This is a genomic window from Mesorhizobium sp. WSM4823, assembly GCF_055811195.1.
In genome coordinates this window covers 155,408-179,517 of the sequence record NZ_JBVVQL010000002.1, presented here as the reverse complement: position 1 = coordinate 179,517, position 24,110 = coordinate 155,408, and the positions used below count along the sequence as shown (strand labels likewise).

At 62.8% G+C, this 24,110-nt stretch carries 29 protein-coding genes; 10 read left to right on the top strand and 19 right to left on the bottom strand.

What is annotated here, in order from left to right:
* Positions 1-11: 11 nt before the first annotated feature.
* From AC0L26_RS05705 to AC0L26_RS05645, 13 genes are all read right to left on the bottom strand, one after another.
* Complete coding sequence (locus AC0L26_RS05705) at positions 12-1,229, bottom strand: MFS transporter (protein ID WP_473631681.1); 1,218 nt, start codon at positions 1,227-1,229, stop codon at positions 12-14.
* The gene (gene nusB / locus AC0L26_RS05700; RefSeq protein WP_473631680.1) at positions 1,226-1,726 is read right to left on the bottom strand and encodes a transcription antitermination factor NusB; all 501 of its coding nucleotides are present in this window, start codon (positions 1,724-1,726) and stop codon (positions 1,226-1,228) included. The genes AC0L26_RS05705 and nusB overlap by 4 nt, the downstream gene beginning before the upstream one ends.
* The gene (ribH, locus tag AC0L26_RS05695; protein WP_258117801.1) at positions 1,723-2,217 is read right to left on the bottom strand and encodes a 6,7-dimethyl-8-ribityllumazine synthase; all 495 of its coding nucleotides are present in this window, start codon (positions 2,215-2,217) and stop codon (positions 1,723-1,725) included. Before ribH ends, nusB begins: the two co-directional genes overlap by 4 nt.
* 94 nt (positions 2,218-2,311) lie before the next feature.
* Entirely contained in the window at positions 2,312-2,929 is a 618-nt protein-coding gene (locus AC0L26_RS05690) for a riboflavin synthase (RefSeq protein ID WP_473631679.1), read from the bottom strand.
* Between the two features lie 61 nt (positions 2,930-2,990).
* A complete protein-coding gene (gene ribD, locus AC0L26_RS05685; RefSeq protein ID WP_473631678.1) occupies positions 2,991-4,112 on the bottom strand; it encodes a bifunctional diaminohydroxyphosphoribosylaminopyrimidine deaminase/5-amino-6-(5-phosphoribosylamino)uracil reductase RibD in 1,122 nt (373 codons plus the stop codon).
* A gap of 2 nt (positions 4,113-4,114) precedes the next feature.
* Positions 4,115-4,591: a transcriptional regulator NrdR gene (gene nrdR / locus AC0L26_RS05680; protein ID WP_023798407.1), complete on the bottom strand. Its 477-nt coding sequence runs from the start codon at positions 4,589-4,591 to the stop codon at positions 4,115-4,117.
* 142 nt (positions 4,592-4,733) lie between these two features.
* Positions 4,734-5,315: an invasion associated locus B family protein gene (locus AC0L26_RS05675; RefSeq protein WP_473632134.1), complete on the bottom strand. Its 582-nt coding sequence runs from the start codon at positions 5,313-5,315 to the stop codon at positions 4,734-4,736.
* An 85-nt stretch (positions 5,316-5,400) separates the two neighbouring features.
* Positions 5,401-6,714, bottom strand: a complete 1,314-nt coding sequence (gene glyA, locus AC0L26_RS05670; RefSeq protein ID WP_473631677.1) for a serine hydroxymethyltransferase — start codon at positions 6,712-6,714, stop codon at positions 5,401-5,403.
* 117 nt (positions 6,715-6,831) lie between these two features.
* Positions 6,832-8,478 carry a Na+/H+ antiporter gene (locus AC0L26_RS05665; protein WP_473631676.1) on the bottom strand — a complete coding sequence of 549 codons (1,647 nt, stop codon included), beginning with the start codon at positions 8,476-8,478 and terminating at the stop codon, positions 6,832-6,834.
* Positions 8,479-8,586: 108 nt separating this feature from the next.
* On the bottom strand, positions 8,587-9,840 hold the full coding sequence (locus AC0L26_RS05660; protein ID WP_473631674.1) for a L,D-transpeptidase family protein: 1,254 nt from the start codon (positions 9,838-9,840) through the stop codon (positions 8,587-8,589).
* Between the two features lie 335 nt (positions 9,841-10,175).
* The gene (gene ldtR / locus AC0L26_RS05655) at positions 10,176-10,691 is read right to left on the bottom strand and encodes a transcriptional regulator LdtR (RefSeq protein WP_095485756.1); all 516 of its coding nucleotides are present in this window, start codon (positions 10,689-10,691) and stop codon (positions 10,176-10,178) included.
* 252 nt (positions 10,692-10,943) lie between these two features.
* Positions 10,944-11,366, bottom strand: coding sequence for a DUF6163 family protein (locus tag AC0L26_RS05650; RefSeq protein WP_354493490.1), 423 nt, complete (start codon positions 11,364-11,366; stop codon positions 10,944-10,946).
* Positions 11,363-12,406 (bottom strand): enoyl-CoA hydratase/isomerase family protein, encoded by a 1,044-nt coding sequence (locus AC0L26_RS05645; RefSeq protein WP_473631673.1) that lies wholly within the window; start codon positions 12,404-12,406, stop codon positions 11,363-11,365. The genes AC0L26_RS05650 and AC0L26_RS05645 overlap by 4 nt, the downstream gene beginning before the upstream one ends.
* Positions 12,407-12,546: 140 nt before the next feature.
* Between AC0L26_RS05645 and AC0L26_RS05640 the strand changes: the two genes are divergently transcribed.
* The 5 genes from AC0L26_RS05640 (at position 12,547) to AC0L26_RS05620 (ending at position 15,750) form a co-directional block, all read left to right on the top strand.
* Complete coding sequence (locus tag AC0L26_RS05640) at positions 12,547-13,119, top strand: pyridoxamine 5'-phosphate oxidase family protein (RefSeq protein ID WP_473631672.1); 573 nt, start codon at positions 12,547-12,549, stop codon at positions 13,117-13,119.
* Between the two features lie 92 nt (positions 13,120-13,211).
* Entirely contained in the window at positions 13,212-14,243 is a 1,032-nt protein-coding gene (gene hemB, locus AC0L26_RS05635) for a porphobilinogen synthase (protein WP_473631671.1), read from the top strand.
* 53 nt (positions 14,244-14,296) lie between these two features.
* Positions 14,297-14,593 carry a nucleotidyltransferase family protein gene (locus AC0L26_RS05630; RefSeq protein ID WP_473631670.1) on the top strand — a complete coding sequence of 99 codons (297 nt, stop codon included), beginning with the start codon at positions 14,297-14,299 and terminating at the stop codon, positions 14,591-14,593.
* 70 nt (positions 14,594-14,663) lie between these two features.
* Positions 14,664-14,945 (top strand): HepT-like ribonuclease domain-containing protein, encoded by a 282-nt coding sequence (locus tag AC0L26_RS05625; protein ID WP_473632133.1) that lies wholly within the window; start codon positions 14,664-14,666, stop codon positions 14,943-14,945.
* A 160-nt stretch (positions 14,946-15,105) separates the two neighbouring features.
* Positions 15,106-15,750, top strand: a complete 645-nt coding sequence (locus AC0L26_RS05620) for a dihydrofolate reductase family protein (protein WP_473631669.1) — start codon at positions 15,106-15,108, stop codon at positions 15,748-15,750.
* Between the two features lie 184 nt (positions 15,751-15,934).
* On the opposite strand, the gene ppk2 is transcribed toward AC0L26_RS05620, so the two are convergent.
* Positions 15,935-16,855 (bottom strand): polyphosphate kinase 2, encoded by a 921-nt coding sequence (gene ppk2, locus AC0L26_RS05615; protein ID WP_352938840.1) that lies wholly within the window; start codon positions 16,853-16,855, stop codon positions 15,935-15,937.
* Positions 16,856-17,132: 277 nt separating this feature from the next.
* Here ppk2 and AC0L26_RS05610 point away from each other — a divergent pair, with 277 nt between their 5' ends.
* The gene (locus AC0L26_RS05610) at positions 17,133-18,176 is read left to right on the top strand and encodes an aldo/keto reductase (RefSeq protein WP_473631668.1); all 1,044 of its coding nucleotides are present in this window, start codon (positions 17,133-17,135) and stop codon (positions 18,174-18,176) included.
* A gap of 33 nt (positions 18,177-18,209) precedes the next feature.
* Here AC0L26_RS05610 and AC0L26_RS05605 read toward each other — a convergent pair whose 3' ends face one another.
* Positions 18,210-19,181 carry a glycosyl transferase family 90 gene (locus AC0L26_RS05605; RefSeq protein ID WP_473631667.1) on the bottom strand — a complete coding sequence of 324 codons (972 nt, stop codon included), beginning with the start codon at positions 19,179-19,181 and terminating at the stop codon, positions 18,210-18,212.
* Between the two features lie 205 nt (positions 19,182-19,386).
* On the opposite strand from AC0L26_RS05605, the gene AC0L26_RS05600 reads away from it, so the two are divergent.
* Positions 19,387-19,545 carry a hypothetical protein gene (locus tag AC0L26_RS05600; protein WP_023798419.1) on the top strand — a complete coding sequence of 53 codons (159 nt, stop codon included), beginning with the start codon at positions 19,387-19,389 and terminating at the stop codon, positions 19,543-19,545.
* Positions 19,546-19,599: 54 nt separating this feature from the next.
* Here AC0L26_RS05600 and AC0L26_RS05595 read toward each other — a convergent pair whose 3' ends face one another.
* Together AC0L26_RS05595 and AC0L26_RS05590 are read right to left on the bottom strand one after the other, a co-directional pair.
* Complete coding sequence (locus AC0L26_RS05595) at positions 19,600-19,833, bottom strand: DUF982 domain-containing protein (RefSeq protein ID WP_435528775.1); 234 nt, start codon at positions 19,831-19,833, stop codon at positions 19,600-19,602.
* 85 nt (positions 19,834-19,918) lie between these two features.
* A complete protein-coding gene (locus AC0L26_RS05590; protein WP_473631666.1) occupies positions 19,919-20,584 on the bottom strand; it encodes a GntR family transcriptional regulator in 666 nt (221 codons plus the stop codon).
* Between the two features lie 177 nt (positions 20,585-20,761).
* On the opposite strand from AC0L26_RS05590, the gene AC0L26_RS05585 reads away from it, so the two are divergent.
* Positions 20,762-22,021 carry a multidrug efflux MFS transporter gene (locus tag AC0L26_RS05585; RefSeq protein WP_473631665.1) on the top strand — a complete coding sequence of 420 codons (1,260 nt, stop codon included), beginning with the start codon at positions 20,762-20,764 and terminating at the stop codon, positions 22,019-22,021.
* 41 nt (positions 22,022-22,062) lie between these two features.
* Positions 22,063-22,437: a DUF423 domain-containing protein gene (locus AC0L26_RS05580; protein ID WP_473631664.1), complete on the top strand. Its 375-nt coding sequence runs from the start codon at positions 22,063-22,065 to the stop codon at positions 22,435-22,437.
* Between the two features lie 72 nt (positions 22,438-22,509).
* On the opposite strand, the gene AC0L26_RS05575 is transcribed toward AC0L26_RS05580, so the two are convergent.
* Positions 22,510-22,674 carry a hypothetical protein gene (locus tag AC0L26_RS05575; protein ID WP_473631663.1) on the bottom strand — a complete coding sequence of 55 codons (165 nt, stop codon included), beginning with the start codon at positions 22,672-22,674 and terminating at the stop codon, positions 22,510-22,512.
* A gap of 57 nt (positions 22,675-22,731) precedes the next feature.
* The gene (locus tag AC0L26_RS05570; RefSeq protein ID WP_473631662.1) at positions 22,732-22,875 is read right to left on the bottom strand and encodes a hypothetical protein; all 144 of its coding nucleotides are present in this window, start codon (positions 22,873-22,875) and stop codon (positions 22,732-22,734) included.
* A 142-nt stretch (positions 22,876-23,017) separates the two neighbouring features.
* Between AC0L26_RS05570 and AC0L26_RS05565 the strand changes: the two genes are divergently transcribed.
* Positions 23,018-24,100, top strand: coding sequence for a LacI family DNA-binding transcriptional regulator (locus tag AC0L26_RS05565; RefSeq protein ID WP_473631661.1), 1,083 nt, complete (start codon positions 23,018-23,020; stop codon positions 24,098-24,100).
* Positions 24,101-24,110: the final 10 nt, after the last annotated feature.

Here is a 24,110-nt window from a genome sequence, read left to right as displayed (position 1 = left end):
ACAGCGTCGTGTCAGGTAGTCCCGCGCAAGCCCGTCATCTTCAATGCGCCCAATGCCACGAAGCACAGCACCGTCACCGGGAAGATGATCCAGTTCAGCATCTCCCAGCCCCAGGCATTGTAGACGGCGCCCGACATCAGCGAAGCAAAGGCGACGGAGCCGAACAGGACGAAGTCGTGAAAACCCTGGACCTTGCCTTTTTCGGACGGCCGATAACTGTCGGCGACCATGGCAGTGGCGCCGATGAAGCCGAAATTCCATCCGAGGCCGAGCAGGATCAGCGCCGTCCAGAACTGCCACAACGCCAAGCCCGACAGTGCCACCACGGCGCAGCCGATGAGCAATACAAGCCCGGCCGCAACGATGCGCTCGGCACCGAAGCGATGGATCAGCGAGCCGGTGAAGAAGCTCGGCGCAAACATCGCCATGACATGCCAGGAAATGCCGAGCGTGGCGTCGTCCGTCGACAGGCCGCAGCCGACCATGGCCAACGGCGCGCCGGTCATGACGAAGCTCATCAGCGCATAGCTGCCGACGGCGCAAAACAGAGCCGCGACAAAACGCGGTCTCGTCACGATCTCTGAAAGTGGGCGGGCGTCGCTGCCGACGATTTCGGCTTTGCCGGTTGCACTGGCCGGAACGCGCAGGAAGGAGAGAATGGCGGCGCCGACCGCGGCCAACACCAGGATGGACGCGAACGAGCCGGCAAACATCACCGGCAAAAACAAGTCGCGGGTGAAGATGACGATCTGCGGCCCGAGTATGGCGGTGACGACGCCGCCGGCCAGCACGAAGGAGATGGCGCGCGCTTTGAACTCCGGCGTCGCATTGTCGGCGGCGGCGAAGCGGAATTGCTGGACGAAGGCGCCGCCGATGCCGATGACGGTCAGGCCGAAGGCGAACAGCCAGAAGCTGGGGTGGAAGAGTGCCAGTGTCGCTATGAGGCCACCCAGCGCAGTAACAATCGTGCCGGTCATAAAGCCGTCGCGCTGGCCCAGCCAGCGGATGATGGCCGCGGCCGGCAAGGAGCCGAGCGCCACGCCGACGTTGAAACCCGTGACCGGCGCCGTCGCCAGCGACTTGTCGGCATCGAGCAGATGCTGCCCGGCCAGCGCTCCCAGGGAAATGGCGATGGGTGCGGCCGAACCGATAATCGCCTGCGAAGCGGCGAGGATGAACGCGGTGCGGCGCGCTTCCTTAATGGCCTCGACGGCGACAATGGCCGTCATGGCGCGTCCTTGCCGCGCCCCTCGCCGCGCACCCGGCGCGACACGCGATCGAGCACCGCGTTGACCAGCTTCGGTTCATCTTCCTCATAGAAGGCCTTGGCGATGTCGACATATTCGGAGACGATGACGGCGACCGGCACGTCCTCGCGCTTCATCAATTCGTAGACGCCGGCGCGCAATATGGCGCGCAGCGTCGAATCGAGCCTGGACAATGGCCAGTCCTCGGTCAGCGCCTGGCGGATGATCGGGTCGATGGTCTTCTGGTTTTCGACGACGCCGGCGAGGATGGCGCGAAACCATTGCGCATCCGCCTCGCGATAGAGCGCCCCATCGACTTCCTTGCCGAGCCTGAACGCCTCGTATTCGGCGGTGATTTCGAAGACGCCGCTGCCGGCCACATCCATCTGGTAGAGCGCCTGCACGGCGGCCAGACGGGCAGCACCGCGCTTGTTGGCGTGACGTACCGCAGGCTGGCCGGGTGATGCGGGTTCGCTCACGATCGCTCTCCCAACTGTTGCTTGAGGGCAATCATAGTCAGCGCCGCGCGCGCGGCAAAGCCGCCCTTGTCGCCTTCCGAACGCCTGGCCCGCGTCCAGGCCTGCTCGTCATTTTCGGTGGTCAGGATGCCGTTGCCGATGCAGACCGCTTCCTGCACGGAGAGATCCATCAGCGCACGGCTGGATTCGTTGGCGACGATGTCGAAATGATAGGTGTCACCGCGCACGACGGTGCCGAGGGCGACAAAACCGTCATAGCTCGGCCCGCCTTCGGCGGCGCCGTCGAGCGCGAAGGAAATCACCGCGGGAATTTCGAGCGAGCCCGGAACGGTGACGACATCGTATGTCGCGCCTGCTTCCTCGAGCGCGCTTGTCGCGCCTTCGAGCAGCGCGTCGGCAAGGTCGTCATGAAAGCGAGCCTCGATGACAAGAAGGTGGGCCTTCTTCTTCGGGCGAATGAACGCTTTGCCGTGTTGGGATGTGCCAGCCATAGATGTCTCCGGGATCGCCGGTGACTTAGGCCGAAGCGGCCGCGTTCGCAAGCTTTGTCAGAGGGTCGGACTGCGTCTAATTTCCAACGGCAGCTCAAAGCCCCTCTTTCGCCGCCTCCACCAGGCGCGCCGCGTAGCGGGCCATGGTGTCGATCTCGAGGTTCACTCGGTCGCCGACATCGCGTTCGCCCCAAGTGGTCACCGTCAACGAGTGATGGATCAGCAGCACGTCGAAGCGCGTGCCTTCGACCTTGTTGACGGTGAGCGAGGTTCCGTCGAGCGCGACGGAGCCCTTGGGCGCGATGAACTTGGCCAGTTCGCGCGGTGCTTCGAGCGTGAAGCGCACGGCGTCGCCTTCCTCCTTGCGCGCCACGATCTCGGCCATGCCGTCGACATGGCCCGATACAATGTGGCCACCGAGCTCGTCGCCGATCTTCAGCGCCCGCTCAAGATTGATCCTGGTACCCGATTTCCAGTCCGCCGCCGTCGTCAGCCTGAGCGCCTCTTCCCACGCCTCGACCTCGAACCAGCGTGCATTGGCGCCGCTTTCCGGGAGCGCCGTCACCGTCAGGCAGACGCCGCCGCAGGAAATCGAGGCACCAATGGCGATCGTCTCAGGATCATAGGCGGTGTCGATGCGCAAACCGATGCCCTCTTTCAGCGGCTTCACCGCAGCAACGGTGCCGACATCGGTGACAATCCCGGTAAACATCAAATACTGTCTTTCAGGTTGACCATGATCTTGCCCAAAAACCGGTTCCCACTTTTTGGGATCATGGTCTTATCCACTCGGCATAGCTGTCTTCGCCGAAACGCATGTCGCGCAATTTGCGAAATCCTGCCGGGATATGGCTGGCGTCGATGGGCGATGCAATGCCGCCCTTGCCGATCGGCTCAGTCCCCTGGAACAGCACGATCCGGTCGACCAGCCCTTCGGCGAGGAAGGCTTTGGCCACCTTGGCGCCGCCCTCGACCAGCACGCTCGCCATGCCAAGCGCGGCCAGATCCTCGAGCAGCTCCGGCAGCGCAATATCGCCATCATAGGTCTCAGTGCCGATGAAGCGCACGCCGGCGCGTTCGAGTGCTGACCGCCGCTGCGGATCGGTTTCGGCACAGGCAGCGACATAAAGCGGAACCCGGTCCACGCCGGCGACCAGTTTCGACGTCTCCGGCAGCCTGATCTGGCGGTCGAGCACGATGCGTGCCGGCGAACGGTTTTCCAGTCCCGGCAACCGCACCGTCAGCGCCGGATCGTCCTCCAGCGCCGTTCCGATGCCGATCAGTATGCCGTCGGCTTCGGCCCGCATCAGATAGACTTCGCGCCGGGCGATGTCGCCGGTGATCGAGACCTGCCCCTCGCCTTCCATGCCAATCTTGCCGTCGCTGGAAAGCGCAAGTTTCAGAATCACTTCCGGTCGCTTTTTGAGAGATCGAGTGAGATAGCCGGCCATCTGCTCGGCGGCTTCTGCCACCAGCACCTTTTCGACCACTTCGACACCGGCGGCGCGCAGGATCGCATAGCCGTTGCCGGCCACCCGTGGATCTGGGTCGCTCACGGCCCCAACCACCCGCGTGACACCGGCATTGACCAATGCATTGGCGCAAGGCGGTGTGCGGCCATGGTGGGCGCAGGGCTCCAGTGTGACATAGGCAGTGGCGCCGCGTGCGAGTTCGCCAGCCTCGGCCAGCGCCTCGGTCTCGGCATGCGGCCGGCCGCCAACAGCGGTGACACCGGTGCCGACGATCATTGGCCCGGTGCCGTCGTCGCGCACGATCAGCGTGCCGACCGAAGGGTTGGTCGAGGTCCGCCCGGCATTTTTCCGCGACAGCCTGAGTGCCGCCGCCATGAAACGGCGGTCAAGGCCCTGTTGTTCGGCTTGGCTGCGCCTTGCCATGCTCAGCCGGCGTCCTCTTCTTTGAGCTCATCCCCCTTGAGTTCGCCCAGCACATCGTGGAAATCCTTGGCCTCGCGGAAATTGCGATAGACCGAAGCGAAGCGGACATAAGCGACGTCGTCGAGCGACTTCAGCGCCTCCATGACAAGGCGACCGACCTCACCCGAGGCGACTTCGGTCTCGCCCGAGCTCTCGAGCTGGCGCACAATGCCGGTCACCGCGCGGTCTATGCGCTCAGGATCGACATTGCGCTTTCGCACCGCGATCTCGACCGAGCGCAGCAGCTTGTCACGGTCGAACGGCACTTTGCGTCCGGACTTTTTCACCACCACGAGGTCGCGCAACTGCACGCGCTCGAAGGTGGTGAAGCGGCCACCGCAATCGGGGCAGACGCGCCGCCTGCGGATCGCCGCGCCGTCTTCGGCAGGGCGCGAATCCTTCACCTGCGTATCTTCGGACTGACAGTAGGGACAGCGCATGGAGAGCCTTGTGTTCGCGATTCTCGTGGAGCGAAAGGCTTAGAGGTTTTTGCCGGGATGGCAAAGTATCGGGATGGCCTCTCGACCCTCTGAAATAGCGAGGCGCAAGCAAAATTGCCAGCCCGCCGGCAATACCGGTCGACTACGGCGCGACGTCGCCGGTCGGGAACCCGCAGGATACGCCAAGACTGCGATAGGCCTTGGTGAAGCCGTCCATCGATACCGTCGCGACCGGCTTGTCGGCGAAGACGATATCGAGCGCGCCGGCGCGGCGCATGGCCCGCAGTAGCGCCAGGCTGATCTCGGTCTTGTTGTTCAACATCCATTTCCCGCCGGCAAGCGCATTGACCGTCGCCTTGATCTTGCCGTTGCTGTCGCCGAATACCGCCGGAATGTTCTCACCGGTCGGCAAATCCTTGTTTTTCATGGCGATGATGAGGGTCGGATAGCCATTGGGCGGCAATGCATCACCGTTCGAGATGGCGAGCGTGAGGGTGCCGCTGGTACCGCTCGCGTCGAGAAAGGCGGTCGAGGCGACGCAGGTCTTGCGCACATCCTCACCGGTATCGATCTCGTCCACGGTGGTGGACCACTTGCCGAAGGTTTCCGTCTTAGGTGCGGCTGGGGTCGGCGCGGACTGTGCCGAAGCGGCGGACAGCGGCAAGATGGTCAATGTGGCCAACACGCCAAGCGCGCCAAAACCAGCGACACGGAAAATCTGCATCATCGTCAGGGCTCCTGTCCGGACTCCGTCCCCGCTGGAAAGGTCGTTCTCCTACAGCCGATAAGGGACGACAGTTTGCGAGAGCTCAACCGAGATAGGGATAAAGCGGAAAACGATCGGTCAGCGCGGCCACCTTCGCTTTCACCGCTGCCTCGACGGCTGCATTGCCTTCGTCGGAATTCGCGGCCTTGAGCCCGTCCAGCACCTCGGCGATCAGCTTGCCGATCTCGCGGAACTCGGCCTGGCCGAAACCGCGCGTGGTGCCGGCCGGCGTGCCGAGGCGCACGCCCGAGGTGACGAACGGCTTTTCAGGATCGAACGGGATGCCGTTTTTGTTGCAGGTGATGTTGGCGCGGCCAAGCGCTGCCTCCGCGCGCTTACCGGTGGCGTTCTTGGGCCTGAGGTCGACCAGCATCAGATGATTGTCGGTGCCGCCGGAGACGATGTCGAGACCGGTCTCCTGCAGGCTGGAGGCGAGCGTCTTGGCGTTGGCGGCGACGCTCTCGGCATAGAGTTTGAAGCTTGGCTTCAGCGCTTCGCCCAGCGCCACCGCCTTGGCAGCGATGACATGCATCAGCGGCCCGCCCTGCAGGCCCGGAAACACCGCCGAGTTCATCTTCTTGGCGATGTCCTCGTCGTTGCACAGGATCATGCCGCCGCGCGGGCCGCGCAACGACTTGTGCGTGGTGGTGGTGACCACATGCGCATAGGGCAGCGGCGACGGATGCACACCGCCGGCAACTAGGCCGGCGATATGGGCCATGTCGACCATCAGATAGGCGCCGACCGCATCGGCGATCTCGCGAAAGCGCTTCCAGTCCCAGACGCGCGAATAGGCGGTGCCGCCGGCCAGGATCAGCTTCGGCTTGGTCTCGTGGGCGGTCTTCTCGATCGCATCCATGTCGAGCAGATTATCGTCCCTGCGCACGCCGTAGGAAACGACCTTGAACCATTTGCCTGACATGTTGACCGGCGAGCCATGAGTCAGATGGCCACCCGAATTCAGATCGAGGCCCATGAAGGTGTCGCCGGGCTGCAGCAGCGCCAGGAACACGGCCTGGTTCATCTGGCTGCCGGAATTTGGCTGGACGTTGGCGAAGTTGCAGCTGAAGAGTTTTTTGGCGCGCTCGATGGCCAGTTCCTCGGCCACGTCGACGAACTGGCAGCCGCCATAGTAGCGCTTGCCCGGATAACCCTCGGCGTATTTGTTGGTCATGATCGACCCTTGCGCCTCGAGCACGGCGCGGGAGACGATGTTTTCCGATGCGATCAGCTCGATCTCGTGGCGCTGGCGACCGAGTTCGTTGCGGATCGCGCCGAAAATCTCAGGATCGGCATCGGCCAGTGTAGTTTCGAAGAAGGATTCGAATTTGTTCGACACTGCCGCTGCTGTTGCCATGGGCTGAATTCCTCAGGTTCGGGGGTCTGCCGCGCCATTAACACAGTTGCTTTCGCCCCGCCACGTTTGCAGCGCGAAATTTGCTGGCCGGATTGCGGCAGCGAGGCGAAGAGCCGGCTATTTCCTCGCCTGCCAGCCCTTCAGCAAGGCCTCGGTGAGCGTAATCTCGGTCAACAGCGCCCGCATCGTGTGGTCGTTGATCTCTCGGCTGCGAAACATGGCGCGCACCGCCGTGCGCTCAGCCTCGATGCCGGCGAGCCTCAATTCAAGCTCCATCCGTCCGGCTTCACGGGCTTCGGCGCGTGCTTCATCGGCTTCGTCGGAGGCGGCGATGCGGCGGCGGTAGCCGGCGACAATACTGTCGGCCGCGGCGAGCAGGGCGCCGGGCACTTCGCCTTCGTCCCCATTCTCCGCGGCGGCCATGTTTTCGATACGGGCGATGGCGGCTTTGGCCGCACCGACACGCGCCAGGCGCTCCTCGGCCGCCCCTGGATCTTCGCCCGGCTCGACCAGCCCGTGCGCGATCTTCGGCAAGGCAAGACTGGCGATGGCCAGCGAGCAAATGATGACGCCGGCCGCCAGGAAGATCACTTCGTCGCGCGCCGGAAACGGCGAGCCGTCCGGCATGGCGAGCGGCAACGACAGAATGCCGGCCAGCGTTATGGCGCCACGCACCCCGGCCACCGAGCCGGCGAGCCGGATGCGCAGCCCGAACGGTTCGGACTTGCGCTTGCGCAATCGCGCCAAGACGCGGGCTGTGGTGTCGCCAATCCAGATCCAGACGAAGCGCAGCCCGATCAGGCACAGCGTCAGCGCCAACACCGTCAAGATCGGCTGGATGACCGGATAGCGGCCGCTGAGCCCGGGCGGCACGTTGCCGATGATGTCGGGAAGCTGCAGGCCGAGCAGGATAAAGAGAGCGCCGTTGAAAACGAAAGAAAGCGTCGACCAAAGCGACATCGTCTGCATGCGCGCCGAAACGCCAAGGAAACGGAAAACTCCGGAACCGCCGGTCAGCATGCCGGCGGTGACCGCTGCCAGGATGCCCGAAGCCCCGAAATGCTCCGCGCCGAGATATGCGACGAAGGGCAGCAGGACCATGACCAGCACCTGTGCCTCGGCCGGCACGCCGCCGATGCGGTTCAGCAATTGCAGCGCCTTGGCGGCAACGAACAATGCCACCACGCCGGCCAGGATGCCGATTGCCACGGCGTAGAGGAAAGTCAGGGATGCGACGGCGTAGGAAAAGCTGCCGGTCAACACCGCTGCCACGGCGAAACGGAACATGACCAGCCCCGACGCATCGTTGAGCAGGGACTCGCCTTCCAGAATGTGCATCAGCCGCGCCGGAACCACATTCTTGTCGACGATCGAGGACACCGCCACCGCGTCGGTCGGCGACAGGACCGCGGCAAGCGCGAAAGCGACGACGAGCGGAACGCTCGGCACCAGCCAGTGCAGGGCGTAGCCGAAGCCGACGATGGTGAAGAAGACCAGCCCGATGGCAAGGTCCAGTATCGGCCCGCGCAGCGCCAGCAGCTCGCGCTTCGGTGCCGTGACGGCGTCGCTGAACAGCAGCGGCGGAATGAACACCAGCAGGAAAAGCTCGGGATCGATCTCGACATGGATGCCGCGCACCGGCAAGGCGAGTGCGGCCCCTACGGCAATCTGCAGCACCGGCAACGGGACGCGCACCAGCCGCGCCAGCGCGCCTGATACCGCGACGAAAACGAGTACAATCAGGATGAAGATGGCGACTTGCATGGCCCTGTACCGAACGACGCTTTCCGGACCTTGCACAAAGCGCGCCCTCCAGCCGGATACAAAAAGGCCGCCCTCAGCGGCGGCCTTTTCAGCAGAAACATCAGTTGCTTAGAGCGCAGAAGTAATCTGCAGCTCGTTGGCTCCGTCGAGCCCATAGATATCGTCGCGGAACTGCACGACACCAGGCCCCGTCGACCAGGCCGAGATGTAGAGGAAATAGACCGGCACCGGATTGTTGACCTGCACCGGGATGTTCTCGCCGCTCTTGATCGATGCCTCGAAATGCTGGCGGTTCCAGCCCGGCGTGTCGCGCAGGATCCAGGTGACGAGGTCGCGCACGTTCTGGACGCGTACGCAGCCCGAGGAATCGAAACGCATCATCTTGCCGAACAGGCTCTGCTGCGGCGTGTCGTGCATGTAGACGCCGTCCGGGCTCGGGAAATTGATCTTGACCGAGGCCATCGCATTGCCGGCGCCCGGATCCTGGCGGAAGCGGTATTTCGCGGCGTCGTCCGTCGACCAGTCCACAGTCAGCGGATCGACCTCGCTGCCATCCGGTGCAAACAGGCGGATCTTGCTGTCCTTGAGATAGTTGGGGTCCTTCCGCATCAGCGGAATGATGTCCTTACGCACGATCGAGACCGGCGCGTTCCAATAGGGATTGACGATGATCTCGTTGATCTTGGAATCGACGATCGGCGTCTGGCGGTCGATCTTGCCGACAACGGCGGTATGGCGCAGCACCACGCGGTCGTTCTCGACCGCCTCGATCTGGGCGCCCGGGATGTCGACCAATACATAACGGTTGCCCAGCGTGCCGGCGCGCTCATTCAGCCGCTGCAGGTTGGTCTGCAGTTGGCCAAGCCGGACCTGCGCCGAAACATTCATCGCCGCATAGGTATATTGGCCCAGCGTCCCGTCGGAAGGCAGCCCATGGCGCGCCTGGAAACGCTTGACCGCCGCATCGACATAGGAATCGAAAGCCTCCGAAAGACCGGCGCTCTGCGCCAGGTCGCCCGAAACCATCAAGCGCCGGCGCAATGGCACCACGTCGGGGTCGATGACGCCGAGCTGCAATTTCTTGGTGTCCGGGACCGGCTCCCAGCCGCCCTGCGCGACAATATTCTGATACTGCGCGATCGCCTGCTCGGTGTACGCAACGGTCTGCACGCTGACGATCGGCAGCGTCGAGGCCACCTTGCCGCCCTGGCTGGCGCGGGCGTCGAACTGGTCGTCCCAGTTGCCGCGGCCCGAGGATTTCAGGATATCCCCGATCACGTCCTGCGCGCTGGCGCCACCGGCAAGCATCGTCGCTGCCAACGCGGAGGCTCCGGAAAGGAAGAAACGGCGACTGGTTCTCATGTACGCTCCAGACAGTCTTGTAACAATTCTCTTCACCGGGCGATCCCGCCCGCACTCTAGGATTGGCATTGTTAACAATTAACCAACCATGGCCCCCATCACTTCGTGAGAACACGCCGGGCGCGACGCGCGTTTCAGGGGGACGCTTGGCTCTTGCCGCACATCACCGCATTCTCGCTTTCACCGGGAATATGGCGGCAACGTGGCCCCGACCGCGATTTGGATCGGCTGGCCCTCACGAAACGGAAAGACCGGTGCTTTTCGGCACCGGTCTTTAGGTCGCTCCCCGACCGCGCCTCTTTTGGCGCGGTTCCCCTTCACATGGCGGATCTACCTTACATCCGATAAGCAATCGTATCGTTCCAGAAGCGATCCAGCCGCTGCAGGGCGCGGTTCATCTGCTTGAATTCTTCCGTGTTGATGCCGCCGACCTGCTCGATCGAGCCGACATGGCGCTCGTAGAGGCCGCCGACGACTTCCGCCACCTCGCTGCCCTTCGGCGTCAGCGAGACCCGCACCGAACGGCGATCGATGCGCGAGCGCTGGTGGTTGATGAAGCCGAGATCGACCAGCTTCTTCAGATTGTAGGAGACGTTCGAGCCGAGATAATAGCCCCGCGAGCGCAGTTCGCCGGCGGTCAGTTCGGAATTGCCGATGTTGAAGAGCAGCAGCGCCTGGATGGCGTTGATGTCGGAACGGCCGTTGCGGTCGAATTCGTCCTTGATCACGTCAAGCAGACGGCGGTGAAGCCGCTCCACCAGCTGCAGCGATTCCATGTACAGCGAACGGATTGCCTCGCGGCGGTCATCGGATACATTGGCGGTCTTCGCCGCCGGACGGGAATTGATCATTGTCTTTGCCTCTCGTTTGTCGCCTGGTGATTTTTTGCTTTTCACCTTGATCGCGACACTATCGAATACTCATAAAATTCGACTTAAACGCTAGGGCTAACAAGAGCTTACCGGTAAGAGGTTTCGAAAGAGGCTTAACGAAGGGTCACCCGAACAAGGATGATTAACCTAAAGATTTAGCCAATGATTCCGGATGGAAATTTTACCCGTCCATGAGGCGCGCCGCGCTCTTCTTGTTGATCATCCGATGCCCTATCGCCGGGTCTGGCGCTTCTGCAGCCAGATCACCACGCGAAAGACGATGTAGAGCAGCGCCACCGCCGCATGCGCGGCGACGATCGGCAGGCGGTGGCCGAAGAGCTCGGGAAAGCCGGCATACATGACGGTCTCGGTCACCGCGCAGATGAACCAGATCACCGGCCCCCAGGAAGCCAGCATCCACAGGCCGGCGGCGGCGAAGGGAAAGAAGACGGCGAGCATCACCGCCGCCACCTGCCAATGCACCGGCATCAGGTCGAAGCGCCACAACGGGCCGGGGTAGAAGCCGATCAGCCGGATCCAGTACAAAATCCCGAACAGCAGGCAGTAAGCTGATACGACGCGCTGAAACCAGGCGAAGACGATCTCGACCGTCGAGGGCTGGAGCACGACGCGTCTTGACGTGACCTCGCTCACAGTTCGAGTTCCCGTTCGCCGAGCGGAGCGAAATAGGCATCGACGTCGGCGGCGTTGATTTTATCGATGTCTGCCGGCCGCCACAGCGGCGTCGAGCCCTTGTCGATTATGACGGCGCGGATGCCTTCGTAGAAATCGTGGCCGGCAAGCATGCGGTTGAGGATGCGGAACTCCATCCGCATGCACTCGTCCATCGACAGCGTCAGCCCGGCGCCGATCTCGCGCCAGGCGACATGCAGGCTGGTCGGCGAGCGGCTGCGGATCGTCGCCAGCGTCTTGGCCGCGAACGCATCGGTGAGCGCGGCACGCTCGAGGCTACCGATGATGTCACCCAGCGACGGTTGCGCGAAATGGCGGGCGATCGCCTCCAGCGTCGAGCTGTCCGTCTCGCGCCGAGCCGGGATGAAGAACCCGCGCAGCACCGATTCCGGATCGCCTGATGCCACCAGCCGGTCGAGAAATCCGGCCTGGTCCTCCGCCTTGATCGTGTGCGTCGCCAGGCCCGACCACAAAGCGTCGCCATAGCGGATACGGTTGCCGGTCAGGGCCAGATACATGCCGAAGCTGCCGCCGAGGTCCGGCAGGAGATGACTGGCGCCGACATCCGGGAAAAAGCCGATACCGACTTCCGGCATGGCGAATTGCGCATTCTCGGTCATCACCCGCTGCGAGCCGTGGAACGAGATGCCGACGCCGCCACCCATGACGATGCCGTCGATCAGCGCGACATAGGGTTTCCTGAACCGCGCGATGCGGGCGTTCAGCCGATATTCGTCGGCGAAGAAATCGACCGGCGGCTTTCCCGCCCGGGCGGCCTCGTAAACGTGGAGGATGTCGCCGCCGGCCGAAAACGCCCTGCCCTCGGCTTTGACGACGACGACATCGACGCCGTCGTCCTGCTCCCAGGCACGCAGCGCTTTGTCGAGCGCCTTGACCATGCGATGGGTGACGGCATTGAGCGCCTGCGGCCGCGTCAGCGTGACAACACCGGCCCTGCCCAATCGTTCGAAGCGGATCTCGTCGCCGCCGTCAAAATCCATCGCGATAGAATCCCTCCCCCGCGCCGCCGGGACTGAAGTGCTAAAGCGTGGCGCATGGGTGCGTCAATGCCAAGCTCAGTCGGTAGAGGGTCAGTTTGGATTCTGGAGTGGACAGAGCTCATCCTTTGCGTCCGGATCAAATGGGCGCAAAATTGTCAGCGACAGCACAGCGGCCGCTGTGCAGCAGTCAACTCAAAGGCGAACCCATGATCGTTGAACCCAGAGCGTCAGAATATGATTTGACGATGCCGCGAAATTTCGACCCGGACGATGTCCTCAGTCGCCCGCTGATGGCGAATTTGGCGACCGTTACCGCCGACGGCGCGCCGCGCAACGCGCCCGTATGGTTCATCTGGGAGAACGGTGCGATCTGGCTTCTAGGGTCGTCAGATGGGAGCGCGGTAAAGCATCTTGAAAGAGACCCGCGCTGCGCGGTCGAAATTGTCCACTTCGACAACGATGCCGGTATTCTGCTCCACCTCGGGCTGCGCGGCGCCGCCACCATCGAACCGATGTCGCCAGATCGCTTCAAACGGCTGCTTCGAAAATATCTCGGTCCAGAATCTGGCTGGAACCAATGGTTCATCGACAACGTGGCCCAGATCGAACATCCGGATGGGCGCATGATCAGGCTTGCCCCGGCCAGCATTTTCACCAACAACGTCTCGTTCTTCAGAACGGGTCCCGACCTTGCATGGCCGCCAAATCTGTAGCTGCCAGCGAGCCACGGACACGCTGGCACAATCGTCGCATTGGTCAGCGGCGGAAGCTCGTGGTAAAAGCCGCCCGATCCGGAGTTTTGGCGATGAACAAATTCACCCCAGCAAAGCCTGCCGGCGCGCGCAGCGTCGACGAGATCACCGGCAGCCGCCGTTTGCGCCGTATGCGCAAGGCCGACTGGTCGCGCCGCCTCGTCCAGGAAAAGCGGCTCACGGTCGACGATCTGATCTGGCCAATCTTCGTCGTCGATGGGAAAAATATCCGTGAACCGATCGCCGCCATGCCCGGCGTCTTCCGCCTGTCGCTCGACCTTGCCGTCAAGGAGGCCGAGCGCGCCGCAAAGCTCGGTATCCCGGCGATCGCCACCTTCCCCAATGTCGAACTCGGCTTGCGCGACCAGACCGGCTCGCACATCCTCGATCCGGAAAACGTCATCAACCGCGCCACGCGCGCCATCAAGCACGCGGTGCCCGAGATCGGCATCATCACCGACGCAGCGCTCGATCCCTTCACCTCGCACGGCCACGACGGCATCTTGCGCGACGGTATCATCGTCAACGATGAGACAGTGGAACAGGTGACGGCGGCGGCCGTCATCCAGGCCGCGGCCGGCGCCGATATCATTGCCCCGTCCGACATGATGGATGGCCGCATCGGCGCCATCCGCGATGCGCTCGACGCCAATGGTTTTCAGGATGTGGCGATCATGTCCTATGCGACGAAGTTCGCCTCCGCCTTCTACGGACCCTATCGCGAGGCGGTCGGCACCGCCGGCCTGCTCAAGGGCGACAAGAAGACCTACTATCTCGACCACGCCAATTCCGACGAGGCCGTGCGCGAGGCCGAGCAGGACCTCGCCGAGGGCGCCGACATGCTGATGGTCAAGCCCGGCCTGCCCTATCTCGACATCATCCGCAGGCTGAAGGACGAATTCCGGATGCCGACCTTCGCCTATCAGGTGTCGGGCGAATATTCGATGATCAAGGCGGCCGGCGCCAATGGCTGGATCGACGGCGACAAGGCGATGCTGGAATCGCTGCTAGCCTTCAAGCGCGCCGGCTGCGATGGCATTCTCACCTATTTCGCGCCCGAAGTGGCGGAAATGCTGAAGGGGTAGATACTCGCAATCATTTTGGGATTTTGATGCAATCCGCTAGAATGGATGGACCCATGAGCAGGAATGAGGTCATCGAACGGTTGCAGAGAAACGCAGATGCGATCAACGGCATGGGCGCGACTTCGCTTTATCTGTTCGGGTCGGCGGCGCGGGACGATGCACAACCGGACAGCGATCTTGATCTGTTCATCGACTATGATCCGGCGCGGCGCTTCTCTCTGATCGATCTGGTCGGCATCAAGCAATTTCTGGAAGAAAAGATGTCAACGGAAATCGACATCACCACACGCGACAGTCTTCATCCTATGCTGAAGGCCGAGATCGAACAATCGGCCGTGCGCGTATTCTGATGGCAGTCCGCCGGATTGAGCCGATCCTAACCGAGATCATAGCGGCCTTGGATGGCATCGGCACACTGCCATCGCCGGCAAGACTCTGGACGACTTTCGGGATGACTGGCTGCTTCGTCACGGGGTAGAGCGCGGAATCGAGATTATTTCCGAAGCCACCCGGCACATCCCGGACGATTTGATCGCTCTTGTTCCAGAAATTCCCCGGAAGCAGATTCGTGGAGTAGGCAATATTTTGCGCCACGAATACCACAAGACTTCCGACGCTATCGTCTGGACCGTGGTGACAGACAGTCTGTCGCCGCTACGCATAGCTGTCGAGCGTATCCTCGAGGCATCGCAGCGCGAGTAACTGCAGCTGCAATCACCGGTCTTGACTCGGTCCTAATGCGGCTGGCCCAAACGAGCCGCCCATCGCTCGGCGGCGATTCAAAATACCGCTTGCAAAATGCAATCAGTTTAGCTAGAGCAATACCGCTTGCATTTCACAACTGGTTATCGAGGAGGTACCTATGTCCAGACTTCGTGTCAACGCTTTCACCCTGTCGATCGATGGCTTCGGCGCCGGTCCCGACCAGGACCTGAAAGAGCCGCTGGGCGTCGGCGGGGAAGCCCTGCACAATTGGATGTTCGGCACCCGAACCTTCCGCAACATGTCCGGCGACGATCGCGGGACGACCGACACGGACGACGGGTTCGTGGCGCGCAGCTTCGAAAACGTCGGAGCGTGGATAATGGGCCGCAACATGTTCGGGCCGATCCGCGGCGAGTGGCCGGATGAAAGTTGGAAAGGCTGGTGGGGAGACAATCCGCCTTACCATGTGCCGGCCTTCGTGCTCACCCACCATCCGCGCGATCCTATCGTCATGGAGGGCGGCACGACCTTCCATTTCGTGACTGACGGTATCCACTCGGCGCTGGAAAAGGCGAAAGCAGCTGCCAATGGCAAGGATATCCGGCTCGGCGGTGGCGTCGCCACGATCCGGCAATATCTCAGGGAAAAGCTCGTCGACGACATGCATCTGGCGATCTCGCCGATGCTGCTCGGCTCCGGCGAGAACCTGTTTGCCGGCATCGACATGCTCAAGCTCGGCTACCGCTGCAGCGAGCAGGTCGCGACGCCGAATGCCACGCATTTCATTATTGAGCGCGCTTAGTTCTCATTGCGGGCGCGGCCCTCGGCGCCGTGACCCTTCGTGCCCCCCTCTGTCCTGCCGGACATCTCCCCCACACGGGGGGAGATCGATGTCGCGCGGGCTTTCGCCAATCATCAGCGTTGCAAGAATCGCGCCGGGGGCGCGAAGGAATGCCGCCGATCCAGCCTTTAGCAGTCCCCGCTCCTCAATATTTCTCCGGCACGTAGAGCTCGCGCGGCAGCACCTGGCGCTCGTATTCGGGATTGAAGACGCGCTCCGGCAATATGATTTCCTCGTGCGGGACTTCCTCATAAGGCATCTGCTTGAGGAGATGGTCGATGCAGTTCAGCCGTGCACGCTTTTTGTCGTTGCCCTCGACGATGAACCAAGGCGCTTCGGGAATGTTGGTGCGGGCGAACGTCTCTTCCTTGGCCTTGGTGTACTGCTCCCAGCGCACGCGCGACTGCAGGTCCATCGGCGACAGCTTCCACTGCTTCATCGGATCATGGATGCGCATCTGAAATCGCATCTGCTGCTCCTCATCGGTGATGGAGAACCAGTATTTGACCAGTGTGATGCCGGAACGGACAAGCATGCGCTCGAACTCCGGCACGTCGCGGAAGAACTCCTCGACCTGATCCGGCTCGGCAAATCCCATCACCCGCTCGACCCCGGAGCGGTTGTACCAGGAGCGGTCGAACAGCACGATCTCGCCGCCTGCCGGCAGATGCGGGACGTAGCGCTGGAAATACCATTGCGACTTCTCGCGCTCGGTCGGCGCCGGCAAGGCGACGACGCGGCAGATGCGCGGATTGAGCCGCTGGGTGATGCGCTTGATGACGCCACCCTTGCCGGCCGAGTCGCGGCCCTCGAAAACCACCACCAGCTTCTTCTTGTGGTAAGCCACCCAGGACTGCAGCTTGATCAATTCGGACTGCAGCGTGATCAGGTCGCGAAAATACTGCTGGCGATCCATCGAGGGCGGATGCGCTTTCTTGTAGATCTTGGCGATTTCCAGCGACAGCGCCGGTTCCGACATTTCCAGCTCGTAGTCTTCGTCGAGCGTGTCGGCTAGCTCCGCCTCCAGCCAATCCTTGGCAGGAGAATTCTGTTTAGCTTCGGTCATTTGCGCTGCTCCGCGTGCGAGCCCATGTCGGCTTCTGGCCGGGCGCCTGCCTCCCGGTCAACCGAGCCGGAGACGGAACCCTGAGCCGACTTGATATAGACCCGCAATGACGGTTTTATTGCAGTCGGCCTGTGCGTCGGCCGGCCAAATCCGTGAGATTTGATCGACCCGCCCGCCACGGCATGGGCGACAAGCCTTGCAAGTTGTCCTACAAATGCCAGCTCATTTCGGGCTATCTTCGAGCCAGCCCTTCTCAACGCAATTGCGAGGATCTGACATGGAATACCGCACTCTCGGCCGTTCAGGGCTGAAGGTTTCGACGCTGACCATGGGCACCATGACCTTTGGCGGCGCCGGCGCATTTTCGGCGGTCGGCAAGACCGATCTCGACGAGGCGCGCCGGATGATCGACCTCTGCATCGATTCCGGCGTCAATCTCATCGACACCGCCAATGTCTACTCGAACGGGCTTTCGGAAGAGATCATCGGCGAAGCGCTCGGCGGCAAACGCAAGGGCGATGTGCTGATCGCCTCCAAGGCGCGCATGCGGATCGGCACAGGCCCCAACGACGAAGGACTGTCGCGCTACCATCTGATCCGCGAGTGCGAAAAAAGCCTGAAGCGCCTCAGGACCGATGTCATCGACATCTATTTCCTGCACGAATGGGACGGCACGACGCCGCTCGAGGAGACCATCGCCGCGCTCGACACGCTCGTCACTCAGGGCAAGATCCGCTATGTCGGCTGTTCCAACTATTCCGGCTGGCAAGTGATGAAGGCGCTGGGGATCAGCGATCGTCAGCACCAGCCGCGCTTCGTCACCCAGCAGATCCACTACACGCTGGAAGCGCGCGAAGCCGAATATGAACTGCTGCCGATCTCGGTCGACCAGGGGCTCGGCGTGCTGGTGTGGAGCCCGCTCGCCGGTGGATTGCTGTCGGGCAAATACCATCGCGACCAGGCCACCTCCCGCCAGCTCAGCGGCTGGAAGGAACCGCCGATCCGCGACGAGGACCGGCTGTGGAGGATCGTCGACGTGCTTGCCTATGTCGGCAAGAACCATGGCGTGTCGGCCGCGCAGGTGGCGCTTGCCTGGCTGCTCGGCCGGCCCGCGGTCAGCTCGCTAGTGATCGGCGGCCGGACCGAAGCCCAGTTCAAGGACAATATCGCCGCTGCAAGCCTGGTGCTTACCGACGATGAGCGCGCACGCCTGGATGCTGTGAGCAGGCCTCCGGTGCTCTACCCCTATTGGCACCAGCAGTTCACGGCAAAAGACCGGTTCGGTCCGGCCGATCTGGTTCTCGACCGGGATGCTATCTGACAAGGGGCGGATCAGATCGAAGATCGCCGCGAGCTAGCCCGAGATAAATCGCCAGACCTCGGGATCAGGCTTGATCTGGCCGCTGAGCACGAAATATTTGTAGAGTACGAGCAAGCAGATCGCCTGCTCGGCCCGCTCGTCGGCGAACTTGCGGCAATAGGCGTTGGCCGCGGCAACAATGCGTTCGGCCTCGGTCGGATGCCGTTCGAGATACTGCACCCGCTCGGCAAGATCCGAAAAATCCGGCGCGAGCGGCACATAGTGCACGTCAGCCACGAGTTCGCTTTCGGCGAACCATGTCTCGTATGTCGGCGGCGGCATCAAGCACAGCGAATTCGAACTCATTATCCATTTGAGGTTGGTCGCCACATCATTGCCTTCGAGCGAAATGATGTAGCGATAGCGTCGCTGCTGATCGATGCTCAGATATGGCTTGCGGTATTCCGGCGCAGCCGTCGGCCTGGGTGTGCCGACATCGCAAGAGGGCAGATCGCGCGCGACCTCCAGAAGCAAGGTCCGTATCGGATTGTTGAGCTCGCCGCGCCAGACGGCGACCGGCAGTTTGTCCGCGAAGGCAACATCGTCGGCGGGCATGTGGAAGTGGCGGAACTTGTTGAGCTTGAACAGGACCCCGTTCCTGTTGTCTCCGGCGATCGGCCGATCCTTGACGATAGAGGGCATCGCAGGCACTTCGATGACGTCGCCGAATTCGAGGTCGATGCGCAAATCGGGATCGAAGTAGCGGGTGAATTCCTTCAGATCGTAATAATACATGCTCCGGTCTGTCGGCAGCCGGCTGACCGGCACCGCATCGGCACTCGGCGCGAAGGCGTCCTGCAATCTGTTATAATAGTTGAGACGCGCGCGGACCGATCCGTCCGAAAGCTTGGCCCGGTCGAGCAGCCCGGCGAGCCTGCGGCGGAACAGCGCCTGCGGCGCAATATCGCGCATGGCATTGCGCGCATAGTAGAAAAGCCTCTGTGCGTTTCTTCGAAGCGTGGCCATCAGTCACTTGGTAAAAAACAGGTGAGCTTGTTATCTGTACCCCAGTCTCTCCTACACCATTGTGCCAGCCATCTTGCAAGCCCGGAACCGCGTGCAGCCGGCTTGCCGGCTGTCTATGGAGCAGATCGGCCTTTGCGGTGTTGTATTTGCAGTCCAATGCTCCTAGGCAGGGCTAACAGCCTTCAGGATGGCGAAAGGAAGAGATATGGCGCGAGCACCGAATTACGGCCAGGAACGCAAGGAACGCGACCGGCAGAAGGCCGCCAAGAAGGCGGAAAAGCAGGCGGCCAAGGTTGCAGCCAAGGAGCGTTCGAAGCCCGAAGACGAGACCACGTCCGAAACCGAAACGGAAACCGCAGAGTAAACGCATCCGGGCCGCGAGGCGGATCGGATTTGGCCTAAGCACCTCGCTGCGTCTTCAGACCGGCGCCTTGTCGCTGACGAAAACATTCACTTCGCGCGCGGCGGCTATGAAGGCGCGCCTTGCGATCATGGCCGGCTTGTCGCCGGCCAGCGCATCATGGCAGGCCTGTAGCGCTTCGCGATGTTTTGGACTGCGCTTGCCGGGCCAGTTGTTGAGGAGGTAATCGGAAGCCTCCCGGACGGTCCGCAAGAGCTGAGTAGTTCCCGCCGCGCCCGACTTGACGGTCACGGGTGTTTCAAATCGGTTGTTTTCCATCGCCGCTCTTACGCCATCGGCGCGCGCGAAGCGAGGGCGAAAGTGATTGCCTCCGCAGTCAGGCCGCGACGACGGCAAATCCCCTGGCCCGCAGGCCACGCCGGTCATTGTGCAGCGATGTCACCAGCCGGTCGCGGCTGCCGACGATATGGGCCGAAAGCCGCCGTGCCGCCTCACCGGCATCGCCGGCCCGCACCGCTGCCAGGATAGCGTGGTGCTCGGCCCAGGCACGGCCGAGTGCCGCCTCGTCGCGCACCTCCAGCCAGCGGGCGCGCGACAAGCGCGTCATCGCACCGCGGACCGCCCTGTACAGGAACTCGTTGCCGGACAGCCGTGCCAACTCAATGTGGAAATCCATGCCAACGCGGTGCCATTCCTCGCGCGGGGTGCCGGCGTCGCAGGAGTCCAGCATCGCCTCAATGATTTCGACGGCGCTCCTGTCCTCCAGGGCACAAGTCAGTTTGACCGCCGCGACCTCGACCGCCTCGCGATACACTGCGATCTGCTCGATCTCGGCGAGATTGATGGGTGAAACGGTCCAGCCGCGACCGTCGCGGCAGACCAAGCCTTCCGTCTCGAGCCGCAGCAATGCTGCCCTGACCGGCGTGCGCGAGGCGCCGAAGCGGCTTTCGATCCAGCGTTCCGTCAGCCGCTCGCCCGGACCGACCTCGAGGCCGAGGATCATCTCGCGAAGCCCAATTTCGACATTCTGCATTTGCGACATGGCGGCTCCGTTCCGGCCATTTGTGCAGGCGATCCGGTCGCTGGCCAGCGTTGCCGATCACGTTTGAGAGGGCCGCATTGACAGCGGCCGGGCTTGCGTTCATGACGGATACCAGTTTGGTATCCCAAAATGGTATCCGCAGCAAGTTGTCGACTGGCTTGCCGGATAGGACACGACATGCCGCAAGAAGCCACTCTCGCCGCGCAAGACGCCTACAACATCCACTGGCGCCGCAATCTCGCCGTGTGCTTTGCCGGCTCGTTCAGCACACTCGTCGCCATGACGCTGCTACTGCCCTTCCTGCCGCTCTATGTCGAGCAGCTGGGCGCCGAGGGCCATGCGGCTGTTGTGCAGTGGTCCGGCATCGCCTACGGCGCCACTTTCTTCGCCGCCGCGCTGGTGGCGCCGCTGTGGGGACGGCTGGGCGACCGCTACGGCCGCAAACTGATGCTGATGCGCGCCAGTTTCGGCATGGCCATCTGCATGTCGCTGACCGGCATGGTGGAGACTGTCTGGCAATTGGTGTTGCTGCGCCTGCTGATCGGTTTCGCCGGCGGCTATTCCTCAGGCTCGACCATTCTCGTCGCCATGCAGACGCCGAAGGACCGGTCCGGCTGGGCGCTCGGTGTGCTGTCGGCCGGCATCACCGCCGGCGCTCTCGTCGGTCCCCTGCTCGGCGGCGCGCTGCCGCCCCTGATCGGCATCCGCGCCACCTTCCTGCTCGCCGGCGGCGTCATTTTCCTGGCGTTCCTGGCAACGACCTTTCTCATCAAGGAGAACCCTCACCCGGCAGCCGACAAGGCTGCTTCGACTGAGAAGCCGCAAGGCGGCTGGTCGCAAATCGAGGACAAGCGCCCCATAATCGCCATGCTGGCGACCGGCATGCTGCTGAGTTTCGCCACCATGTCGATCGAGCCGATCATCACGGTCTATGTCCAGCAGCTCATAGAGGATCAAAGCCTGTTAACGCTGACCTCCGGCGTCGTCATGTCCGCGACGGCACTCGGCGCCATCCTGTCGGCCTCGCGCCTCGGCAAGCTCGCCGACCGCGTCGGCCATTGGAACGTCGTCATCGGGGCGCTTGCCGTCTCGGCGCTGCTTTTGATCCCGCAAGCCTTCGTCACCCAGGGCTGGCAGCTCGTCGGCCTGCGTTTCCTGATGGGGCTGGCGCTTGGCGGTCTCTTGCCCTGCATCACCAGCGTCATCCGCCACAATGTTCCAGACGGCGTCGGCGGCAATGTGCTCGGCCTATCGATCTCGGCGCAGTATGTCGGACAGGTCGCCGGGCCACTGCTCGGCGGTTTCGTCGGCGGTCATTTCGGCATGCGCGCAGTGTTTCTCGGCACGTCCGTGCTGCTGGCGGGCGGAGCTGCGTATAACTGGCTGGTCCAGTCGCGCCGCGCGCGCGACATTCTGGTGCAGACTGGAAAGGCGTGACACCGTTTGCGGGCCATCATTACTTCACGGAGACCAGAAACATGAGCACGGCCGAGCAATCAGCAAGCGGCAGCGGCCGCATCCTCGTTTTCGCCGGCGGCTTGTGCGGCGCGGCCGGCGTGGCGCTGTCCGCCGCAGCGGCGCATCTGGGCGGTGCATTCGTCGGCACGGCCGCATCCTTCCTCATCATGCATGCGCCGGTTTTCCTGGCTGTCGGACTGCTCGGCGCAAACCGGCTGCTGCGGAGCGGAAGCCTCGTCCTGCTCGCCGGGCTGGTCTTGTTCGCAGGTGATCTCCTCGCTCGCGACTTCCTCGGCGGGCGGCTTTTCCCGATGTCGGCGCCTATCGGCGGCACCTTGCTCATCGCCGGCTGGCTGGCGATCGCCGCCTCGGCTCTGGTGCGTCCGCGCTCCTGAGGGGCGTTCCCTCCCCGCCTCAAAGTGCAGCGCTTGCGGGCAACGACCGGGTTCGTTCCGGTCAAACGACGGTCAGTCGGACGATGGCCTATCCTGCCGGCTTTCGGGCCGGACCGGCAGGTCGCGATTGCGTGCAGCCGGCTTGGTCAGGCGGCGGCGCTCCGGACTATCGGTGGCCGGCGAGATGCCCCAATAGTTGCGATAGATGTCTTCAAACAGATGATGGATCGGATGCATAGCTAGGCTCCTTCATCTTGAATCGATTCAATCGACAGGCCCAAAATGCCGTGCCGATCAGCTCCGCTTGCGCTCCACGAAAAAACGCAGATCGCGGACCCACGGACCGGTGTTGCCGCGACGTTTCCGGGTCGCCGCGTTGGAGGTGATGCTCCAGTCGTTGCGATAGATGTCTTCGAACAGATAATTGACAGGGTGCATGGCTGTCTCCTTCCTGAATCGATCCAATCGGCAGCTGACGCCAATTTGGATCGATTCAAAGATACACCCAACTCACCCGATGTCAAGCAAAAATTTGAATCGATCCAACAAAGGTGCTAGATAGCTGCCCGGAGGCAGAAAAATGGCGTCATCCACCGAAGGCAATGCAAGACCCATCCGACTGGCCGACATCGCTAGGGCGGCCGGGGTTTCGCACGGCACCGCTTCCAATGTGTTCAGCCGCCCCGAGATCGTGCGCGAGGAAGTCCGCGAACGGGTCAAGGCAGCGGCCGAGGCGATGGGCTATGCGGGTCCGGACCCGAAGGGCCGACTGCTGCGCGCCGGCAAGGTCAACGCGATCGGCGTCGCCACGACCGAGCCGCTGTCCTATTTCTTCGACGACCCTTTTGCCCGCGCGATGATGGCCGGGATTTCCGAGGCATGCGACGCCACCGGCGCCGGCATCGCGCTGGTATCGGCCGGCAATGAGGAGAAGCTTGCCTGGAACATCCAGAGCGCGCTGGTCGACGGTTTTATCCTGTTCTGCATTGAGGGAGGTCCGCGCCTCGTCGAGCTGACACGCGAACGAAAGCTCCCCTTCGTCGCGCTCGAACTCGGCTCGGAAGATGACACCGTTTCGGCGATCGGCGTCGACAATGTTGCCGGCGCCCGCTTGGCGGCGCAGCATCTTGCCGAGCTCGGGCACCGGCGCTTCGCCGTTCTGGCGCTGCCTTTCGCCGACGACAGCACCGGTCTTGTCACACCGAGCCAGGTCCGGACGGCCGCCTACACCGGCACGCGCGATCGCGTCGTCGGCTATTTCGAGGCGCTTGCCCGGTTCGGCGTCGATACCGCCGGGATTCCGGTATACGAGACCGAAAACGACGAAGCCAGCACAAGAGCCGGTCTCGAAACGATCTTCGCCTCGGCAGAACCGCCGACGGCTATCCTGGCGATGTCGGATCGGATGGCCATGGTCGCGATCGAGTGGTTGACGGCGCGGGGCATCGCGGTTCCCGGCGACGTTTCCATCGTCGGCTTCGACGGCGTGCCTGAAGCCGCACTTTGCGATCCTGCGCTCACCACGATCGCCCAGCCGATCGCCGAGATCGGCCGCCGGGCGGCACGAATGATCCTCGATTTCGACGGCACGGTGCGGCGCGAGACGCTCGGCGTCGAACTCGTCGTCAGGGCATCTTCCGGGCCGCCGCCCAAAACAGCTTGAGCCCGGACGC

Excerpts from the sequence above, each read along its gene's own strand:
- AC0L26_RS05705 (WP_473631681.1), bottom strand. The coding sequence starts at position 1,229 with ATGACGGCCATTGTCGCCGTCGAGGCCATTAAGGAAGCGCGCCGCACC.
- AC0L26_RS05585 (WP_473631665.1), top strand. The coding sequence starts at position 20,762 with ATGCCGCAAGAAGCCACTCTCGCCGCGCAAGACGCCTACAACATCCAC.
- AC0L26_RS05690 (WP_473631679.1), bottom strand. The coding sequence starts at position 2,929 with ATGTTTACCGGGATTGTCACCGATGTCGGCACCGTTGCTGCGGTGAAG.
- AC0L26_RS05630 (WP_473631670.1), top strand. The coding sequence starts at position 14,297 with ATGAGCAGGAATGAGGTCATCGAACGGTTGCAGAGAAACGCAGATGCG.
- AC0L26_RS05660 (WP_473631674.1), bottom strand. The coding sequence starts at position 9,840 with ATGAGAACCAGTCGCCGTTTCTTCCTTTCCGGAGCCTCCGCGTTGGCA.
- AC0L26_RS05675 (WP_473632134.1), bottom strand. The coding sequence starts at position 5,315 with ATGCAGATTTTCCGTGTCGCTGGTTTTGGCGCGCTTGGCGTGTTGGCC.
- ribD (WP_473631678.1), bottom strand. The coding sequence starts at position 4,112 with ATGGCAAGGCGCAGCCAAGCCGAACAACAGGGCCTTGACCGCCGTTTC.
- nrdR (WP_023798407.1), bottom strand. The coding sequence starts at position 4,591 with ATGCGCTGTCCCTACTGTCAGTCCGAAGATACGCAGGTGAAGGATTCG.
- ribH (WP_258117801.1), bottom strand. The coding sequence starts at position 2,217 with ATGGCTGGCACATCCCAACACGGCAAAGCGTTCATTCGCCCGAAGAAG.
- hemB (WP_473631671.1), top strand. The coding sequence starts at position 13,212 with ATGAACAAATTCACCCCAGCAAAGCCTGCCGGCGCGCGCAGCGTCGAC.
- AC0L26_RS05575 (WP_473631663.1), bottom strand. The coding sequence starts at position 22,674 with ATGCATCCGATCCATCATCTGTTTGAAGACATCTATCGCAACTATTGG.
- ppk2 (WP_352938840.1), bottom strand. The coding sequence starts at position 16,855 with ATGACCGAAGCTAAACAGAATTCTCCTGCCAAGGATTGGCTGGAGGCG.
- AC0L26_RS05610 (WP_473631668.1), top strand. The coding sequence starts at position 17,133 with ATGGAATACCGCACTCTCGGCCGTTCAGGGCTGAAGGTTTCGACGCTG.
- AC0L26_RS05620 (WP_473631669.1), top strand. The coding sequence starts at position 15,106 with ATGTCCAGACTTCGTGTCAACGCTTTCACCCTGTCGATCGATGGCTTC.
- AC0L26_RS05640 (WP_473631672.1), top strand. The coding sequence starts at position 12,547 with ATGGGCGCAAAATTGTCAGCGACAGCACAGCGGCCGCTGTGCAGCAGT.
- AC0L26_RS05590 (WP_473631666.1), bottom strand. The coding sequence starts at position 20,584 with ATGTCGCAAATGCAGAATGTCGAAATTGGGCTTCGCGAGATGATCCTC.
- AC0L26_RS05645 (WP_473631673.1), bottom strand. The coding sequence starts at position 12,406 with ATGGATTTTGACGGCGGCGACGAGATCCGCTTCGAACGATTGGGCAGG.
- AC0L26_RS05605 (WP_473631667.1), bottom strand. The coding sequence starts at position 19,181 with ATGGCCACGCTTCGAAGAAACGCACAGAGGCTTTTCTACTATGCGCGC.
- ldtR (WP_095485756.1), bottom strand. The coding sequence starts at position 10,691 with ATGATCAATTCCCGTCCGGCGGCGAAGACCGCCAATGTATCCGATGAC.
- AC0L26_RS05565 (WP_473631661.1), top strand. The coding sequence starts at position 23,018 with ATGGCGTCATCCACCGAAGGCAATGCAAGACCCATCCGACTGGCCGAC.
- AC0L26_RS05570 (WP_473631662.1), bottom strand. The coding sequence starts at position 22,875 with ATGCACCCTGTCAATTATCTGTTCGAAGACATCTATCGCAACGACTGG.
- AC0L26_RS05580 (WP_473631664.1), top strand. The coding sequence starts at position 22,063 with ATGAGCACGGCCGAGCAATCAGCAAGCGGCAGCGGCCGCATCCTCGTT.
- glyA (WP_473631677.1), bottom strand. The coding sequence starts at position 6,714 with ATGGCAACAGCAGCGGCAGTGTCGAACAAATTCGAATCCTTCTTCGAA.
- AC0L26_RS05600 (WP_023798419.1), top strand. The coding sequence starts at position 19,387 with ATGGCGCGAGCACCGAATTACGGCCAGGAACGCAAGGAACGCGACCGG.
- AC0L26_RS05665 (WP_473631676.1), bottom strand. The coding sequence starts at position 8,478 with ATGCAAGTCGCCATCTTCATCCTGATTGTACTCGTTTTCGTCGCGGTA.